Source organism: Mammaliicoccus sciuri (assembly GCF_025561425.1).
GTDB lineage: Bacteria > Bacillota > Bacilli > Staphylococcales > Staphylococcaceae > Mammaliicoccus > Mammaliicoccus sciuri_A.
Map to the genome: position 1 here is coordinate 2,858,873 of NZ_CP094824.1, position 18,833 is coordinate 2,877,705.

Consider the following 18,833-nt stretch of genomic DNA (forward strand, 5'->3'; position numbering starts at 1 on the left):
CCACCATTAATATTTTCCACTAAAATCATGATTAAACTACGTTTAATCTAGGCTATTTGTGGCTCTTTTACGAGCCACATTGCCAACTTTTTAAGATTCATGGCAGCACAAATAAGCGTGGTGTCCATGGAAACTTTTTTAATTCCTCTATATCTAGTCCATCTCATACCATGCTGTTCTTTTGCATCACCAAATCGTCTTTCTACTGTTTGACTTCTTAGTTTATATGCTTTTTTTATTGTATCTACAAACCTTAAATCTTCGATTATATCTAAATCATCTTGCCATACATGTCTTCGAATTTCTCTAGTAAAACTTCTATTTTCTGTACATTCATTTAGTAGTGGACATGATTTACATATAATAGGATTAGATTTGTATAATCTATGCCCTGTTGGCATAGTTCTTTTAAAAGTTAGTAGTTTATCATTTGGACATATATAACTATCGTAATATTCATCATAAATAAAATCTTTAGTTTTAAATATTCCTGGCTTTCCTTTTGGTCTTGTATAGGGCATTGCAGGTACAATCGATTTCTCAAGTAAATAATGCGCATTGAATGGCGTTTTGTATCCGGAGTCTACTGCTAGTGTGATTGGCAACATATTTTTTTCTTCTAATCTTTCAACCATAGGTTTCAACTGTGTACTATCATGTATATTTCCAGGTGTGACATGTTGATCAATTATAAAACAATTTTTATCTACACAACTATGTAAGCTATACGCAAATTGTTTTTCTCTTTCACCTTTAACATAGTAACCAGCTTCTGGATCGGTAGTACTGACTCTCTTATTTTTAAACTCCTCCTTTTTCTTATTTTTTATGGGCTTTTTTCCTTGCGCTAACCTCTGTTGATTAATTTCATTATTAAGTTCTTCTTGGAAATGTAATGTATCCTTTTTTACAACTTGATTAATATATTTATTTTTATTCGCATTAGCTTTGATATGTGTTGAATCAATGAATAACGTTGAGTGGTCAATTAAGTTATTCTTAATCGCAATTTCTAATATTCTTTCGAATATTTGTTCAAACAGGTCAGTATCATGGAAGCGTCTTGTATAATTTTTACTGAATGTACCATAATGAGGGACTTTATCAAGAAAGCTAAATCCTAAATACCAACTGTAAGCTACGTTAGTTTCAATTTCTTTAATAGTTTGCCTCATTGATTTTATGCCAAATAATCTTTGAATCAGTAAGATCTTAACTAAGATAACAGGATCAATAGAAGGACGTCCGTTATCTAAACAGTATTTATCTTCAACAAGTTCATAAACGAAGTTTAAATCTAATACTTTATCAACTTTTCTCAATAAATGATTTTTAGGTACTAACTCTGAAACAGAAATCATTTCATATTGGTCACGTTTATTCTCGGATTTATTTAACATAGAATCAACTCCTAAATAAAATTTCAACTATATTATAAAATGGATTATTAATTTTTGGTATTTTTTTAGCGCTGACTCCTGCGGGAACAGCATGATTCGAAGACTACAGGCTGAGAACATGCCCGCGGAAAGCATGCGCATAAAAAATGCCGGCAAAGTCTAAGACTTTGTCGACACTCTGACATCAAGTAAATACTTGATGTTTTTTAAAATTAATATCACTCAATAACTTCATAACGGGTCATACTGCAGCTCAAACTGTACCCGAACCGTTATTTACGTTTGCTTCATACATTGATAAGTCTATAGAAGGAATTGGAGGAGCAATTTTGGCTACTATTGCTATTTTATTTCCAGTATTTCTTTTGTTGTTTGGAATTTTGCCATTCTGGGATAATATTAAATCTAATATTTATGCTGAAGGATTTTTAAAAGGGATAAGTGCAGACGTAGTCGGTATTATTATTGCTGCTTTTATAACTCAATTTGGACTTCAAAGATTACATCAGAATTAGATTTTAATTTAGCCAGCTCATTGTTCATATTATTAATTTATTTTAAATTTTCTCTTGGGCTATTGTTTTGATAGGTATTATTTTAGGTATTCTATTTTATTACTATAAACGATAATTAAAATACTTATACTCTATATACACTCCTCTTATTTAATAATTAAGGGGAGTATATTATTTATCTAAATGTCTGTATAATGTGGCTCTACTTATATTTGTTGTTGCTTTTATCTCATTTAATGTATATTTCTTACTCATATACATTTCTATAGAATCTCTTAAACTTTTATCATCACGCTTAGGTCTACCAAGACTTTTACCTTCTCTTGTATAATTCTCTAACCCCATACGTGTTCTAAATTTTACAATATCACTTTGAAAATCAGTAATATTATGTAATGTTTTTATAAAATTTTCATTACTATCTGTAATAAAATCTTTATTTAAATTAATTACATATAATGAAACTCCTTTGGCAGAAAGTAAATCTAGTATATCTACTAAGTGTTTTGTAGAATCTGCAATAATACATAAGTCTGTAATATACAATATATCGCCAAAAACTAATTTTGAATTTAATAATGTATTTAGTTCGTTTCTTTTTTTATTATTAGCATGCATCTCTTCTAGAATATTTTTTGTATATATTCCTATTTTCTTTGTTTGTTCAGTAACACTATCATTTATTGTCACAGGTCTAATATAGCCATATTTTATTTTAATACACCACCTTACATAAAAAAGTATAACATACAGTTTCATTAAGGGGTATACATATGAAACTTCTCTGTTATACTTTATAATATAAAGGAGAGAAAACGATGGTTGAAAAATTAAAATCTGAATGGCTTAATCAGCCCAGAAAGAATATACTTGCTGGTATTGTTGTAGCACTAGCATTAATACCAGAAGCAATTGCGTTTTCAATTATTGCTGGTGTAGATCCGATGGTGGGATTGTATGCAGCATTTATCATCGCTACTGTTACTGCTATAGTGGGAGGTAGACCTGCAATGATTTCTGGCGCCACCGCTGCTGTTGCGCTTTTAGTTACACCTTTAGTTAAAGAACATGGTGTTGAATATCTTTTTGCTGCTACGATATTGATGGGATTAATACAATTAATTTTAGGCATACTTAAAGTAGGTCGTTTAATGAAATTTATTCCCCGTTCCGTTATGATTGGATTTGTTAATGCATTGGGTATTATGATTTTTATGTCTCAAATAGAGCATATTTTTAATATATCTATAGCAACCTATATATACGTTATTATAACTTTACTTATTGTATATATAATTCCTAGATTCTTTAAAGCTATCCCTGCACCATTAATAGCTATAATTGTTTTAACGGCACTGTATATGTACACAGGATCTGATGTAAAAACCGTAAGTGACTTAGGCAATATTAAGCAAACTTTACCTCACCTATTAATGCCTAACGTTCCTTTTAATTTAGTAACACTTCAAATTATTTTCCCATATTCATTATCAATGGCTATTGTAGGTTTAGTAGAAAGTCTACTTACAGCTAAAATTGTCGATGATGCAACAGATACACACAGTAGTAAAAACAAAGAATCAAGAGGCCAAGGGATTGCCAATATTATTACTGGGTTTTTTGGCGGTATGGGAGGTTGTGCCATGATTGGACAATCTGTAATCAATGTTAAATCAGGTGCAAATAGTAGATTGTCTACATTTACAGCAGGTATCGTACTTATATTTATGATTATTGTTCTCGGTGGCGTAGTCGTTCAAATCCCGATGCCAATTCTTGCAGGGATAATGGTTATGGTTTCTATCGGGACTGTTGACTGGAATTCATTTAAGTATATAAAAAAAGCACCTAAAACAGATGCATTCGTTATGGTTTTAACGGTTATTATTGTATTAATGACACATAACTTAGCTATCGGTGTAGTTGTGGGTGTTATTTTCAGTGCTATATTCTTTGCGACTAAAATTTCTAAGATTGAAGTTATTTATAAAGAATCAGATAAGCAACATCGTTTTTCTTTTAAAGGTCAAATATTCTTTGTATCAATTGATTCTATGATGGAGCAAATTGACCTTAATATTGAAGATAGTGTCATAGTGTTAAATTTTGATCGTGCTCACCTATGGGATGATTCAGCAGTTGATGCCATTGATACGATTGTTAGGAAATTTGAAGAGAAAAACAATATTGTGTATGTTGAAAAATTAAACACAGATAGCCGAAAAATCGTTTCAGAACTAAGCCAATTAAATGAAAATCATTTAAATTAAGGAGTGTTTTTTATGTATAATTCAATTTTGCTTGCAGCAGATGGTTCAGAAAATAGTACACGTGCAGCTCAAGAGTTACTAAACTTTATAGGTGATTATACAATTGTCACAATACTTACGGTTGTAGATATTGATGAATCAAAAACAGATGTTTTACATGGTCAACAAGGAACTAATTTAACTCAAGAAAGAGAAAGTAAATTACAATCTATTAAAAATTTATTTGCAGAACACAATGTGAATTACGAAATTAAAATTGTTCATGGTACTCCAACAGATAAAGTGGTTGAAATTTCAAATAGTGGCGAATATCAAGCTATCATTTTAGGTACACGTGGCTTAAACAGTTTTCAAGAAATGGTTCTTGGTAGTGTAAGTCATAAAGTTGCTAAACGCTCTCAAATACCTGTAATTATTGTTAAATAATTTAATATTTAGATACATAAATAAAGTCAAAAGAGAACTGGACTTTGTATTAATGGCACTTAATATAAGAAAAGTAATAGCTCAACAAGCTAACTATAATCAAAACAATTATGAAAAATGCAATTTCTATATTATTTTAATAGAAATTGCATTTTTCGCTTGTCCGAGAACTTTATGTCCCGTTCTTTTTTATAACTTTATAAACTGAAACTTATAACCAATATTAATTTATTTAGTTTTCTTTGTGCCATTTAAGACAAAAATTTTATGCCATATAACTCCAAAACTGACAGTATTATCTACTAAATTAATGCTATTGCTTCCAAGTTGAAAGCTTGAAACAGCCTTTTTAATTCATTGAACACCTTTAGGCATAATACTTTTCATATCTTTGCGTGAACTTTTTAAACTTGATACCTTAATACCAACTAAAGTCCATAACGGTTGATAATAATGATGTTCAGCCGCATCTATAATAGCTATTTTCCATTTAAGCTTTGATTTTTTAAAATAGTTCGATACCACTATTATACTAGCTGTACAACCACCCACAATAACAATTTGATAATACTTACTTATTTTAATGATTCTGGAAAACCTTGATAGCCTTCGCTAATATTCACGACATTTTCAAAGCCTTTGTTTTCTAATATACCCACTGCGATTGAACTTCTAACACCTGACTGACAATGTACGTATATTTTAGCCTCTTTATTAAATGAAATATTTTCATTTAATAATTTACCATGCGGAATATTGACTGCTTGATCTAAGTGCCCATTATTCCACTCTTCTTCATTACGTACGTCAAGTATAGATTCTTCTTTACCAGTCATATCAACGCTATGGATGGATTGGGTTAAAATTTCTGATTTTGGTAAACGATAACCTGCTACATTATCAAAGCCAATTAATTGTAAAGTATGCGCTGCTTGTTCAACGGTAGATTTATCACCAATCAAATCTATATTTTTTTCATAGTCTAAATACCAACCGATTTGGTTAATAAAGTTTTTATTGTAAGGAATATTGATTGTACCTTCAGTATGACCGCCATGAAAGGCTTCTTTACTACGAAAATCAAAGGCTATTCTTACATTATCTAAACTAGGAAAAATGTTGTATTGTTGATACATGTTCATACCAAACTGATTAATTTTTTTCATCTGTGCAAAGTGATGGGGTGGCGCTGGTTGATTTGATGTTAATGTTTCAACAAATTTAGATTCATCTGTCACATTAAATGCCCAGTTATTTGTTTTTTCGTAACCTAGCGTAGACATTGGTATGGCACCTGATGCTTTACCACATGGGCTTCCAGCACCGTGTCCAGGCCATATTTGAATATAATCTGGTAAATCTTTAACACCTTCTATAGATTGATACATCTGTTTTGCGCCAATCTCTGTAGTACCTTCCATTTGTACTGATTTTTCTAGTAAATCAGGTCTATCGATATCACCAACAAAAATAAAGTCACCACTAAATAAACCCATTGGAACACTTGAGCCGCCACCTTCATCAGTGAGTAAGAAACTAATACTCTCCGGGGTATGTCCTGGTGTATGCAATAATTCTAATTTAATATTACCTACTCGAATAATATCTTGATTTTTAACAAAATGTGTTTGTTTGGGCATATTTTTATAACTTAATTGCTCATCGCCTGCGCCAGACACATATATATTGGCGTTTAAACGTTTTGCCACATCTCGAATTCCAGAAGCAAAATCAGCGTGGATATGTGTTTCTGCAGCTTGTGTAATTGTAAAACCTTCGCTATCTGCAACTTCGATATATTTTGTTAAATCACGAACAGGGTCAATTATTATTGCCTCTCCTGTACGTTGACAGCCAACTAAATAAGATGCTTGAGATAAATGATTATCATAAAATTGTTTAAAAAACATAAAAGGTGGATTTTATAATCAACTTAGCCACCTTTAGACAAAAAAACGCCACGTGAATTTCATGTTATTATTGAGGCTACCAGACCAAATCAATAAAGGAATGAATTCACATGACGCATACTTATTCTAACATGACAAACCATAAAGGAACACACTTAAGTTATGAAGAACGTGTTCAAATAGAAACACTTAAAAATTTAGGTTTTTCAAATCGTGCAATCGCGCGTGAATTAGGACGTGCACCTCAAACAATCAATAACGAAATTCATCGAGGAACAACACGTCAAATTAAACGACAAAAACAACAACATAAAGTCTATGAATATGAGACGCAAATTTATTTTTCTTCACTAGGTCAACAACGTTATCGACAAAACAGACAACAATGTGGTGCTCAGCCCTTATGGAAGAAGAACCCATTATTTATTCCATGGGCAGATCACCTCATGAAAAAGAAACGCTGGTCACCTGAAGCAGTCGTGGCATATGCTCACAAGGAACAATGTTTTGAAAGAGAAAAAATCCCTTCAACAACGACAGTATATGCTTGGATAGATCAACAAATCATGGAAACTAAGAATATTGATCTACTAGAAAAATTAAAAAGACGTCACTCTACTCAGAATAGCTACCATAATCATCCACACAGTCGAGTGCTCGGTCCAAGTATTGAGACACGTCCTAGTGAAATTGAATCACGTCAGTCTTTTGGTCACTGGGAAATAGATACCGTAATAGGAACTAAAGACAAGTCAAAGCCAGTTATCTTAACACTTGTTGAGAGACAAACGCGTTTTGAAATACTAGAAATAATAGAGAGTAAAAGTGCTGATGCGGTGTCTCACGCATTGAAAAACTTATTTGACTCCTTAGGCGAAAAAGCACCAAAAATCTTCAAATCTATCACATCTGACAATGGTTCAGAATTTGCATCGCTGTATGAAGAATTTGGCCATATGATAGAAATATACTTCACACATCCATTCTCATCATATGAACGTGGGACAAGTGAAAACCAACATAAAATGATTCGTCGTTTTATTCCAAAAGCACATGATTTATCCAATGTTCAAAAACACTTCATAAAAGCCATACAACAATATATGAATGACTATCCTAGAAAGACTTTAAATTACAACACAGCTCATCATAATATGGCAGAAAGTTTAAAGCACCTCAATCTGTATGAATCTTTCCAAAGCTAAAGTCTTAGCTTTGGTTACCTGTTGAGTATTAATTGATTAAAACCAATCAATCCTCAACAGGTTCGAATACGGTTAACCCTTGTGTACACCTCAGTCATTATAGGTGGCTAACTTAAACTTGAAATCCTCGACTTATATTTTTATATAAATTATATATAATTATGAATAAAAACAATATAAAAAGAATTTATATTGACATTGTTATCCGTTTATCATATGTATAATTATATTAAATATAATAATTTGGAATCTTTTAGTGTTGTCATCATTTTTAAATACTCTAATGGAAAATCATATTGATTTAGACATTGCAGTCCAAATTTTATTTTTTACGTATCATTAAGTATACACCATATTAGGATTTGTGATCTTAATTATTCAATTTATTTAGCTGTAACTGAATTCCTTCAAATTGGCTTAAGACGTATGTATCATGTGAAATAATGATTAATTGTGTCATCTTTAAGGAAATCAACATTTGAAGTATATCTTCTTCATTAATGATATCTAAATTGGTTGTTGCTTCATCCAATATGAGGATTTCTGGTTCTAATATTAAAGCTTTAGCTATCCATACCCGTTGAAATTGACCACCACTTAACGTTGAAACTTTTTGATTAAGTATATTGTATGGTAAGTTACACTGATCAAGTACTGTTTCAATGCTTGATGTATAACGCTGTTTATCAATCTTGTAATTCTTAAGTGGTTCTAATAGTGTAGCTAATACCGTTTTACGTTGATTTAAGGTATCGCGTTGATATTGTGGTACATATTGGATGTGCTTCATCCACTCTTTAGATGTATAAGATTCACGTAAGTTCCCATTAAGATATAATTTGCCCTGATAATCCGTATCTAAGCCAGCGATAATCTTGGCTAACGTAGATTTACCACAACCACTCTCACCACTTATGAGTAAGTGTTGGTCATTAATTGTACATGATATCTCTTTAAATATTAGTTTCGTATCTATATATTTGGTTAGACTCTCTATTTTAAGCATAAGGTTGTCTCCGATGTGCAATCGTAATTAATTTTTTCGTGTAACTATATGTCGGCTTAGTTAAGATTGACGCTGCCTCACCACTTTCTATCAATTGACCTTGCTGCATAATGCTAATATGCGTGGCAAATTCTTTCACTAAGTTAATATCGTGTGTGATAAAAACGATGGTCATTTGGTAGCGTTCTTGTGCCTTAAGAAGGTAATGCATAAACTTTTTAACATTTCCTTGATCAAGTGCACTCGTCGGTTCATCTAAAAATAAGTAGTCCGGACGTCTAATTAATGACATTATAAAGGCGACACGTTGTGCCATACCTCCACTAAGTTCAAAGGGATAACGCTCAAGTAAATGTTCTCCTTGTCTTAAACCAAGTAATTGCATCATCTGTAAGACGTCTTCCTTAATACACTGTTTAGTCAGATGTGTGCGATTGGCTTCATAAATGTATTTGAAATGCTTAGCTAATGTTATATTTTGAAACATATTACTTTGAACATCTTGAAACATTGCATCTGTTTTAGTTAAATCGATGTCAATATCTCCTTGATAACATAATTGTGGTCGTTTCATTCCAAGTATCGTTCTTGTTAACAATGATTTCCCACTGCCACTTTCACCTATAATGCAATGAAATGCACCTTTAGTTACTGTCAAATCAACATCTTTTAACAATACTTTTTCTTGATCTAAAATCGATAATTGATTGACGTTGACTACCGTATTTACTGCGTTATTTTTTTGTTGATGATTTGACATAATAAGGCGAAACCTCCTAACAATACACCAGGAAAGAAGAAGAGCCACGGTGCACCGTTGAAATAACTTTTCCCATCAAAAAGAATGGTTCCTAACTCAGGCGTCGGCGGTTTAATACCTAGTCCTAGAAAAGCAAGACCAGATATGCTGAGCATCATTTTGCCAAAGTCAGCCGTTACCAAAGCGAATATATTACTCAATAAATGTGGAATCACATGTGTTACTGTCGTTTTGAATGTTGAGTTCCCACTCAATCGTGCATATTGAACAAATGGACGTTTTTGAATATCTCGCGTTAAATTTCTGAAGTAACGTAAATAACGTCCTATCCATCCAATCGTTAAAGCAAGTATCAAACCTATCATGGAGTTACTTACTAAACTTAAAATGACTAATGCGATAATAAATGACGGAATAGCCAACAACATATCGGCAACAAACATAATGATTTGATCTAACCATCGTCTTTCTATGCCTGCAATTAAGCCAAAGATAAGTCCCATACAAACACTTAATAGAATTACTATACCTGTTAAACTCAATGTGACAAGACTACCGACAATCAGTCTTACTAAGAAGTCTCTGCCTAATTGATCGGTACCCAACCAATGTTGTCCATTAGGTGACTCAAGTGGGTTCAAATGTTGCGTGTCTTGCATTAAACCATATGTCACTAATACAACTATCAAACTTAATAGTGAACCTATTGCGATGTACGTTTGATATCTTTTCATCACATCGCACCTCTTTTCTCATTACCTGACTGCTGGGTATGACGTCGTCGAAGTCTAGGTTCATTCTTCAAGATAATCACATCGCCTAAATAATTCATTAGCATAATAAAGACGATGATAAAGATGACAATGCCCTGAATTAGTGGATAATCTCGTTGGTTAATAGCATTAATCAACAATTTACCTATTCCAGACATGCTGAAGATGACTTCAAGTATTACGGCTTTTCCAATTAAATGAATGACACTGTTAATTGAAATGGTCATTAGTGGTGCAAATATCTCTTTAATTTGTACGATGATACGCGCTTTTAACGAGAAATGTCTTAACTGCGCAAGTTGATACGCATCTTGATCTAACGTTTGCGCCATCAAATGTGCTGTCATCAATAAGATATGACACCCTTCTATAACAACAATTGTGAAGATTGGCAGCACAAAGTGTTGCCATGAACCACTACCTACAAATGGTAACAATTGCCAACGTACGCCTAAATAATAAATGAATAAAATAGCTAACCAGTATTCCGGCATTGAGGTCATCACTTGGGCGAATCCACGAATTCCATTAGCGTAACGTGTATGCGGACGCGTCCCAACGAAGTAACCAACAATATAGCCAAATGGCAACATGATACAACTAGAGACAATGATTAGCACAAGCGTTGGCATGATAGCTTCCATTATCATAGCGGTAACCGCTTCGTTGGTACTAAAGCTGTATCCTAAGTTGCCCGTAAGTGCATGTCCAACCCAATCGATATATCTTAGTAACACATGTTGTCCTAAGCCAAGTTTATGTTGTGCCGCTTCAATATTGTCTTGCGTAATCGACGTATAACCATGACGTTGTAGATACAGAATCGCTGGATTACCAGATGTCTTCTCAACTAAAATGAAGATAATAAACGAACTTACGGTTAAATAAAGTATGAATTTAATTGTACGTTTGAGCATTGTTATTCATTAACTTTCAACGCTTTATAATCAATTGGTGCATCCGTAAGTCCAGAGAATTTGAATTGTTTTACTTTATCACTCACTACAAATGTCTCATTAGGATAAGCAATTGGCACACCATAATATTGTTGATTAAAGTGTTTAAATATGTCATCAAACGAACGCTGTTGGTCTTCTTTTGATACAGTTGATGGGAAATCGTCTAGCTGTTTCGTTAATGTTTCATCATCAGCTAACACCCCTGGTTGACCATCATTATTTTTAAACACTGAACTCATAAAGTTGTAAGGCATTAATGCATCTGAATACGTTCTATAGAAAATCAAATCATAGTCTTTTTTCGTCCATAATGTATCATAGTATGATTGTGAATCTAACGTCTTCACATTTAACTTAATACCGGCTTGTTTAAGCTGGCGTTGCACTTTTTCTGCTTTATCTTTCCAACTTGGGAACTCTGCAGTTTGAATGACTAAGTTAAATGATAAAGGTTTGCCATTCTTTTCAAAGATGCCGTCATCGTTTTTATGATAGCCTTCTGATTTAAGTAACCTTTCAGCCGCTTTCATATCATAATCGTGTGGCTGTTGATTATCTTTAGTCACAAATTGTACGTTCTTCTGGAACAGACCATTTACAGATTTACCCGCAATATCTTTCGCATCGATGCTCTTACTTATCGCTTCACGAATTGCGCGATGATTTAATACATCATTTTTAGGGTTAAATGCCATAAAGTGACTTACTGTGCTAGGTCTATCTTCAATCGTTAAGTTCTTATTTTTCTTATCTTGTTTGATTTGTTCATCTGAGAGCATTCCTAAAGCACCACCAGAAATATCTACAGAACCACTTTGTACTGCAGAATTTCTTGAGTCCCCATCTTCAATCATTTGGAATGCAAGATGATAATTGACTGGGTGACCGTTGTCGAAATATTTATTTGGCTTCATTGTCGTTTTTTCTTTCCCAGTTTTATCAACAACAAATGCACCTGTTCCAATCGCTTTTTCAAATTTACCGTTTACTTTACCATCTTCTACTGAATGTGGACTCATAATACGCAACGGTCTCACTTGTGTTAATTCATTTAACACTTGATTTGATGGAGATTTCAATCTAATTTGGACCACGTGATCATTTTTAACAACGACCTTATCTAATTTTTTTAACGTTTCTACAGTCGTATCTTTATTCATCGCTTTCGCACGATCAATCGAAAATTTAACGGCCTTAGCATCTAATGCTGAACCATCTGAGAATTTAACGTTCTTTTTCAAACGGAATTCATAAACTTTCCCTGATTCATCAACGCGCCATTTATCTGCTAAACCTGCTTTAAAGCCCTTATCTTTGTCGTATTTAACTAATGCATCATACACTGCACTATAAACGGGCATCGCTGCATCATAGCCTTGCGCGTCAAGTTTATCCGCCTTTGCTTCAGTAGGTAGAGATACCGTAACATCTTTATCTTCTTTTTGACCATTACCACAGCCTGCTAATAAGAGCGTAGCACTTGCTGCTACCGTCATTAATATACGTTTCTTCATTTCTCAGTACCTTCTTTCACTCTTGCTTTGATTAAAAATGATTCTTCATATAATGTTTGTAAATAATCATTCGGTGATAAATAAAAATCGCTATAATGTGTTAAATCAATCACGTCAGGTACAGGCTCTTTCATTACTGCAACTTCAAATCCTGCATCCACAAAGCTATCAACGATATGTTTTAGAGAGTGATTCTGAGACGGTGTGGCACCATATTGATTAATCGTGTCACTCATAAACTGACGACTCGGGTTATTAGTTAAATCCGCGAATGAAGCGTAATAAACGCCACCTGGTTTCAATACCTCTTTTAAATCTTTCGCATGTTGCGGAATATCCTCTATTAAGTACAAGACAGACGTACTTACAGCCGTATCAAATATGTGCTTCGTTTCTTGTGGTTTATCTGTTAAATAGTATGTAAGTGGACGTTGTCCTTTTAATGTCTCTGCCTTTTCCAAAGATAAACGTGCTAAATCGATGCCAACACCTTCTTTAAACGGTGTTGTATCGTATAATTGTCGTAAAAATCCGCCTTGATTACATCCCACATCTAAAATCGTTTTCCCTTCGATATCAGATGTATTAAGCATTTCTATCGTTCTCTCCCAAGCTTCTTGATGGTCTCGTGCCATATCATCATCTGATTCTTGACCTTTTTGCCACCAAACGTCATAACTATCAGTCATTTCATTTTTCTCCTTACTTTAAATCGTAATTATTACGTTTTAAATAATACTATACTCTATCATTTTACACAATAAACTTTTTAACTCATAGCTTATTACTTAGTTTTATTACATTTATGTATATCTGTAAGAAAAATGATATAAACTATAAGTCTATAGTAGTCAAAACACTTCAGACCATTAAAATTATGAAAAATGATAGCTATTAAATTGATACTTGAGTGAATGATGCTTTACCAAAAAGTTTTCGACTAACATTGGTATTATCAAAAAATCTATAAAAGCTGTAAATTTACTAAATTAATTGAGTAATTGAATAACAGAATAACAAGTGTTAATAAAATAATCATAATTGTTAATAGATAAATAAACATCAAACGTCTTAATAAGATTGAAACGTTTTTTTACTTACTTTTTGATTTATCTCCAGGATTAGTCATTTTTCTTATCTACTTATTTATAGTTTATTGTATATTTAAGGAAAAATAGAAAAGAATTTAAAAATGTTTAAAGTTAATAAAGATGAAAAGCAGCTAGTTAAAGCAGTAGTTCAATTACTTAATATAGCTTCTGAAAATTTAGAATTTAACGAAGAAGTATTCATTAGCTCAAACCAAATGCTAAGTGAGCCATTTATCACTAATAAAATAAGCATTGAAATAAAAGATGATTTCAAACATGTTATCAATCACTATGGCGCACATGCTGGTTCTGTCTTAATACTTAACTGATTATTCAACGCTTTATATAAATTTTTGAAATATAATTACGATCAAGAAATGCTAGATGAACAATTCGAACAGGTAAAAGAAGAAATCGTAAGATATTAATATCGCTAAAATAAGAGACTACTTTATTGATTATCATGCTCATACAGTCTCTGAACCATCACTGGCTGATAAAGCGTTTGAAGTCATTACGCAATTTGTAGCACAAAACCGTGGTAAGTTTTCTGATGATACAGCATTAAAGAATATGATTGAGAACTATGGACTAATTACCTTAAAAGATGATTATATCGAAGTCAAAATCATTGCATCTGTATTTAAAAATATGTTGATAGAGAATCATTTCCAAGATGTCAACATTGTCGTGAATGCACTAAGGGATAAAGGATTTATCGAATCTGACCATGATCGAATTACAACAAAAAGAACAGTCAAAGATGACAATGGCAAAAAAAGTCACTTGTCTTTTACCATTTAAAGCTAGATTCAAAATATACGTCTATTTTTGGTCTAGCTAAAGATGTTGAACCTATTAAAGCTGAAATTAACTTGGATAACAAAAAGATGCTTGAATCATGGAAAAAACAGAATGATAATTTAATTGATTTTAATAACTTAAAGATGAAATTGTACAGCAGTGAATAAAATGGATGAGTTAATTGAAGTATTAGCTGACTTAGTCGTTGAAAAGTTACAGAACGATAACTAATCATGACGGGGCTAGGAATTATGTCCCAGCCCCTTTTATGTTAAATTTTATATCAAAACTGAATGATTAAATAAACTTCGCATCATTTAAGATAACTTTCAACGTACTGTTTAAAAGAGAGTTTTAGGTTTTTTCGATTTGAATCACCTGTAATCCCCAGGATATGCCCATTATCAGCCACTCCCAAATCAAATAAGCTTCTTGATTTAGTAAATTATTCGACAAACGAATTATATCATGTAATAATTCTGCTTTATCTTTATGATATTCTGCTTTAAAATCCCAGTAACTCCCTTCTCTCTTTTCTTGTATTAAATTTATTATTTGATGATTTAACATCACATTACACTCCTTCTTTAAATTAAGTATTCTCTTTCGAAACCAATTCTATATGGGCGAATTTTACAAAATAGTAAAACTATCATTCATTTTCCATTTGTCCTCTTATTTGTACACAAAATAAGAACAAACGTTCCCTTTATTGCTGTTAATTCCACTTTATAATATAAATAAAGTAAATATAACCAATAAAGCAAGTTTGAAAGGATAATCACTTTGAATTTTACAAATTACAAATATTTTACTGGAAAAGATTTGATGAAGGAATGTAACTTGAGTGAAAAAATGTTTAAGAACAGTATGAATAAGCTCAAACGAGTTTATAAGTTAGATATCACTAGATACAAATCCAATCCATCAGCAACTAATAGCGGTTACAGTTTTAACTTATTTGAATTAGAGTTATTTAAAATTTTGCTAAACACTATTGAGGACTTTCCTGTTCCTACATCTGCTAAAAAATTTGATGACATAGATTTAAGAGAGGAGGCATTAAAGAAAAATAATAGTCAATTTATTAGCTATATTACTAATATCAGCGATTCAATTGATAATATTAAAAATGATGCATTAAAAGCGCAAATTTATGCATCTGAAAACTATTCTTTTACTTTAGAATGGCTTAGTGCTCAGTCAAAGTGTAATGATGCATTGTCTTCATTTTTTAATTATACAAATTCTCTAGATTTAGATAAGAGTTCAAAATTATATAGAAAATTAGCACATAGAATTGACGAGTTACTGATTGAAACATTAATGGAAGATAATATGACATTTGATAATGATTTTAACTTCAAGCAACTATATAAAGTTCATCAATATAATAAAGAAAACAATCCCGAAAATTTTATTATATACAACCAAGTAAAACCTGATGATTCCAAGTATTCGAATGTAAAGCATGAAGTAGCTAGATATATATCAAATGAACCAAGTATAGATAAGTATAGTGAACGTAATGATAACAAATTATTAGATTTTTTCATTATTGATATATTAAACAAACTCTACCTTTCAAGTTTAAATAAAAGAATCAATCATAAAATTGTAACTTATGATATACAAAATGATGATGAATCGAAAATCCGTGAAAAATTAAGAAAAAAAGAAATTGTAAAATACCCATTCAACGTTAATGGATACTTTCTCGGTATTGAAAATGACTTATTTTCTAACTATCAAAGAATTATTAATACTATAAATCAATATAAAAACAGTACTTTTGATTTACTAAATTTTGAATCACGTCTAGACAATATAATAAATAGCTCCAAGCCATTAATATCAAACGATAAGTTTTTCCATATTTATAAAGAATTTTATTTGTCATTATCTAAATTTTCTAACCTATTTTATACTAATCGCCAATCTTATATTGATGATGGTATGAGTCCAAATCAAGTAGAGAGCTTCTTAAATGACTTGTATCGAATTCATCTTTTATTAGATAAATATTCATTTAATGAAGATATTGAGCCACTTTCAAAAATAAACATTACCGAATTAACGAACGCTTTCCACTTATTTGAAGAAATAAAATCTACTCAAATTAAAGACGAAATCGTCAGTAAACAAGTCAATGATTTATCTAGTTGGTCTATCGCAAAAACTCTAAGTGAAACCTTAGACAATTTAAAATTTCAATAGCACTACCAAGAGAGGTCGTCCATTTTTTTTGTTTATGGACGACCTCCTTATTTGCGTTTAATTCTCCTTTAATATGTATTTAGCAACACAAATTTAATGCTTATATAGCAAAGGAGAGATTTATTATGACTAACAACATATTCAAGCAATATCCATATTTTTTAAATTCAAATGGCTTTTATGAAGTGATTCCACCTAAAAGTAACAATGATGTAGAAAAAATCATCCAATTGTCTAGTCCCATCATTATTGAAAATAAATTTCTCGACCCGTCTACAGGGGTTGAGAAGTTGATTATTACAGATGGAAAAAATATTGAACGTATTGAAGCATCAGATATCTTAACATCTTTCAAGCTACCTGGATTGATTAAGTACGGCTTCAACATCAATGAACGGTACATTAAATCATTAAGCTATGCGTTACAATCGATGCGCCAGTCACTTCCATTATCTAAATTATATACCGGCGTAGGTGTATTACAGTCTGATAAGGAAGGTATGGTCATTTCATTGGATAAACCATACTTTTCAAAAGAAATAGAGCAATCTCAAGCTAATGAAATCATTTGTGAAACACACTATGATTTACAACCAAAAGGTACTTTCAAAGGCTGGTGGGAGATGTACTTAAAACAAGTTAAAGGGAACTTACTACTAGAACTTGCAGTAGTATTTGCTGCTTCTTCATTAGTTACTGCGTTCCTAAAAACAAGACGTGAGGTCGAGTTTGCGGGAACCATATTCTCATTTATGGGAAATTCAAGCACAGGTAAATCGACTGCAGCTGCTTTAGCTGTTTCAATAGCCGGCAATCCTACTAAAGGTAGTAATACTCTGTTTAGATCATGGAATGGTACTAGAAACGCGCTTGAAGGATATTTAAGTAGTAACTTTGGTGTGCCTATCGTATTAGATGAATTGTCAGCTGCAACCTTCAAAGACACTACTGGATTGTTGTACAGTTTGGCAGAGGGACAAGGCCGACAACGCTCTAATATTGATGGTAATGTCAAAGCACTCAAAAATTGGGGCACCACAGTGATAAGTACCGCAGAACACAGTATTTTAAATGATAGTGCACGTAATGATGGTTTGAATGTCCGTACGATTGAAATATCTGAAGCCTTTACAACAAGTGCTGACAATGCAGATGCAATTAAAAGGGCTACATCGGTCAATTATGGCCATATCATGCCATTAGTAGCTGAATATCTTTTAAAACGTGAGGACGAAGTAATTAAATGGTTTCATGCGGAACATGATTGGTTCAAAAACCAACTAAAAAATGAAACGAGTAATACTGGTATTCGTATGTTCAAACGCTATACAGTGATTGCGACATCTGCTCGGATATTCGAACGTGTTATTGCTATACCTATCGATATGGATGCAGTAAGAGAATACTTGGTTAGTTATCATTTGGAGTCAGTTTCAGAACGCTCACTAGCAGAGAAAGCTATCGAGATCATTGTTCAGTTTGTTGCTCAAAATCGTGGCAAATTCTCTGAAGATAGCAAACTCTCAACAATGATAGAAAATTATGGACTTATTGAACTTAAAAAAGACCACATTCAAGTTAAAATGCTTACCAATGTATTCAAAAATATGTTGGACGAAAATCATTTTCAAGATGTAAACACAGTTATAGATGCTTTACGCGATAAAGATTATATCCAATCTGACCGCAACCGTAAAACAACAAAACGTAGTGTCCCAGATTCTAATGGCAAAAAGAAGACTATTGTCTTTTACCATCTCAAGCTAGATATGACTTATGCTTCAATGTTTGGTTTGAGTTCTAAAACAGAACCTAGCATACCACCACCATTCGTTGATAATAAAAATCCAAATTTGCTTAATGACTTTGTTAATCAAGCCAGAGAAAAAGAAGCAAGTGACGATTTAGAACTATAAATTTGAATGTTATACCGCTACAACGCTATAAACGCGTTGTAGCTCATTAAATCAATCGGAGGAAAAA

18 protein-coding genes and 2 pseudogenes are annotated in these 18,833 nt (G+C 32.3%); 9 read left to right on the forward strand and 11 right to left on the reverse strand.

Going from position 1 to position 18,833, the window contains the following annotated elements; translation table 11 throughout:
• Positions 1-47: 47 nt before the first annotated feature.
• The gene (locus MUA60_RS15105; RefSeq protein ID WP_262648973.1) at positions 48-1,400 is read right to left on the reverse strand and encodes an IS1182 family transposase; all 1,353 of its coding nucleotides are present in this window, start codon (positions 1,398-1,400) and stop codon (positions 48-50) included.
• 233 nt (positions 1,401-1,633) lie between these two features.
• On the opposite strand from MUA60_RS15105, the gene MUA60_RS15110 reads away from it, so the two are divergent.
• Entirely contained in the window at positions 1,634-1,915 is a 282-nt protein-coding gene (locus MUA60_RS15110) for a chromate transporter (RefSeq protein ID WP_252559406.1), read from the forward strand.
• A 171-nt stretch (positions 1,916-2,086) separates the two neighbouring features.
• Here the strand turns inward: MUA60_RS15110 and MUA60_RS15115 are convergent, their stop codons facing one another.
• A complete protein-coding gene (locus MUA60_RS15115; protein ID WP_262650636.1) occupies positions 2,087-2,629 on the reverse strand; it encodes a recombinase family protein in 543 nt (180 codons plus the stop codon).
• Between the two features lie 104 nt (positions 2,630-2,733).
• Between MUA60_RS15115 and MUA60_RS15120 the strand changes: the two genes are divergently transcribed.
• The 3 genes and pseudogenes from MUA60_RS15120 to MUA60_RS15130 all read left to right on the forward strand — a co-directional run.
• Complete coding sequence (locus tag MUA60_RS15120) at positions 2,734-4,185, forward strand: SulP family inorganic anion transporter (protein WP_262648975.1); 1,452 nt, start codon at positions 2,734-2,736, stop codon at positions 4,183-4,185.
• Between the two features lie 12 nt (positions 4,186-4,197).
• On the forward strand, positions 4,198-4,611 hold the full coding sequence (locus MUA60_RS15125) for a universal stress protein (protein ID WP_252559391.1): 414 nt from the start codon (positions 4,198-4,200) through the stop codon (positions 4,609-4,611).
• A gap of 10 nt (positions 4,612-4,621) precedes the next feature.
• A pseudogene (locus MUA60_RS15130) lies at positions 4,622-4,814 on the forward strand (IS5/IS1182 family transposase); the annotation flags it as partial.
• 151 nt (positions 4,815-4,965) lie between these two features.
• On the opposite strand, the gene MUA60_RS15475 reads toward MUA60_RS15130, so the two are convergent.
• Together MUA60_RS15475 and cstB are read right to left on the reverse strand one after the other, a co-directional pair.
• Positions 4,966-5,136, reverse strand: a complete 171-nt coding sequence (locus MUA60_RS15475; RefSeq protein WP_284499897.1) for a hypothetical protein — start codon at positions 5,134-5,136, stop codon at positions 4,966-4,968.
• 50 nt (positions 5,137-5,186) lie between these two features.
• Positions 5,187-6,521: a persulfide dioxygenase-sulfurtransferase CstB gene (cstB, locus tag MUA60_RS15140; RefSeq protein ID WP_262648977.1), complete on the reverse strand. Its 1,335-nt coding sequence runs from the start codon at positions 6,519-6,521 to the stop codon at positions 5,187-5,189.
• Between the two features lie 110 nt (positions 6,522-6,631).
• On the opposite strand from cstB, the gene MUA60_RS15145 reads away from it, so the two are divergent.
• Positions 6,632-7,726, forward strand: a complete 1,095-nt coding sequence (locus MUA60_RS15145; RefSeq protein WP_262648979.1) for an IS30 family transposase — start codon at positions 6,632-6,634, stop codon at positions 7,724-7,726.
• A gap of 370 nt (positions 7,727-8,096) precedes the next feature.
• Here MUA60_RS15145 and MUA60_RS15150 read toward each other — a convergent pair whose 3' ends face one another.
• The 6 genes from MUA60_RS15150 to MUA60_RS15175 are packed head-to-tail and all read right to left on the reverse strand — an operon-like array spanning position 8,097 to position 13,427.
• A complete protein-coding gene (locus MUA60_RS15150; protein WP_262559965.1) occupies positions 8,097-8,732 on the reverse strand; it encodes an ATP-binding cassette domain-containing protein in 636 nt (211 codons plus the stop codon).
• Positions 8,725-9,492 (reverse strand): ATP-binding cassette domain-containing protein, encoded by a 768-nt coding sequence (locus MUA60_RS15155; RefSeq protein ID WP_250396299.1) that lies wholly within the window; start codon positions 9,490-9,492, stop codon positions 8,725-8,727. The genes MUA60_RS15150 and MUA60_RS15155 overlap by 8 nt, the downstream gene beginning before the upstream one ends.
• Complete coding sequence (locus tag MUA60_RS15160) at positions 9,459-10,226, reverse strand: ABC transporter permease (RefSeq protein WP_070849319.1); 768 nt, start codon at positions 10,224-10,226, stop codon at positions 9,459-9,461. The genes MUA60_RS15155 and MUA60_RS15160 overlap by 34 nt, the downstream gene beginning before the upstream one ends.
• On the reverse strand, positions 10,226-11,182 hold the full coding sequence (locus tag MUA60_RS15165; protein ID WP_250396298.1) for an ABC transporter permease: 957 nt from the start codon (positions 11,180-11,182) through the stop codon (positions 10,226-10,228). Before MUA60_RS15165 ends, MUA60_RS15160 begins: the two co-directional genes overlap by 1 nt.
• 2 nt (positions 11,183-11,184) lie before the next feature.
• A complete protein-coding gene (locus MUA60_RS15170) occupies positions 11,185-12,738 on the reverse strand; it encodes an ABC transporter substrate-binding protein (RefSeq protein ID WP_262648981.1) in 1,554 nt (517 codons plus the stop codon).
• A complete protein-coding gene (locus MUA60_RS15175; RefSeq protein ID WP_262648982.1) occupies positions 12,735-13,427 on the reverse strand; it encodes a class I SAM-dependent methyltransferase in 693 nt (230 codons plus the stop codon). Before MUA60_RS15175 ends, MUA60_RS15170 begins: the two co-directional genes overlap by 4 nt.
• Before the next feature lie 503 nt (positions 13,428-13,930).
• Between MUA60_RS15175 and MUA60_RS15180 the strand changes: the two genes are divergently transcribed.
• Positions 13,931-14,158, forward strand: a complete 228-nt coding sequence (locus MUA60_RS15180) for a hypothetical protein (RefSeq protein WP_262648984.1) — start codon at positions 13,931-13,933, stop codon at positions 14,156-14,158.
• 91 nt (positions 14,159-14,249) lie between these two features.
• Positions 14,250-14,800: pseudogene (locus MUA60_RS15185) on the forward strand (cassette chromosome replicative helicase); the annotation flags it as partial.
• A gap of 187 nt (positions 14,801-14,987) precedes the next feature.
• Here the strand turns inward: MUA60_RS15185 and MUA60_RS15190 are convergent.
• Positions 14,988-15,203, reverse strand: a complete 216-nt coding sequence (locus tag MUA60_RS15190) for a hypothetical protein (protein ID WP_256324390.1) — start codon at positions 15,201-15,203, stop codon at positions 14,988-14,990.
• A gap of 273 nt (positions 15,204-15,476) precedes the next feature.
• On the opposite strand from MUA60_RS15190, the gene MUA60_RS15195 reads away from it, so the two are divergent.
• Entirely contained in the window at positions 15,477-16,850 is a 1,374-nt protein-coding gene (locus MUA60_RS15195) for a DUF6038 family protein (RefSeq protein WP_262648986.1), read from the forward strand.
• 125 nt (positions 16,851-16,975) lie between these two features.
• A complete protein-coding gene (gene cch1, locus MUA60_RS15200; protein WP_262648987.1) occupies positions 16,976-18,766 on the forward strand; it encodes a cassette chromosome replicative helicase in 1,791 nt (596 codons plus the stop codon).
• The last annotated feature ends 67 nt before the right edge of the window (positions 18,767-18,833 follow it).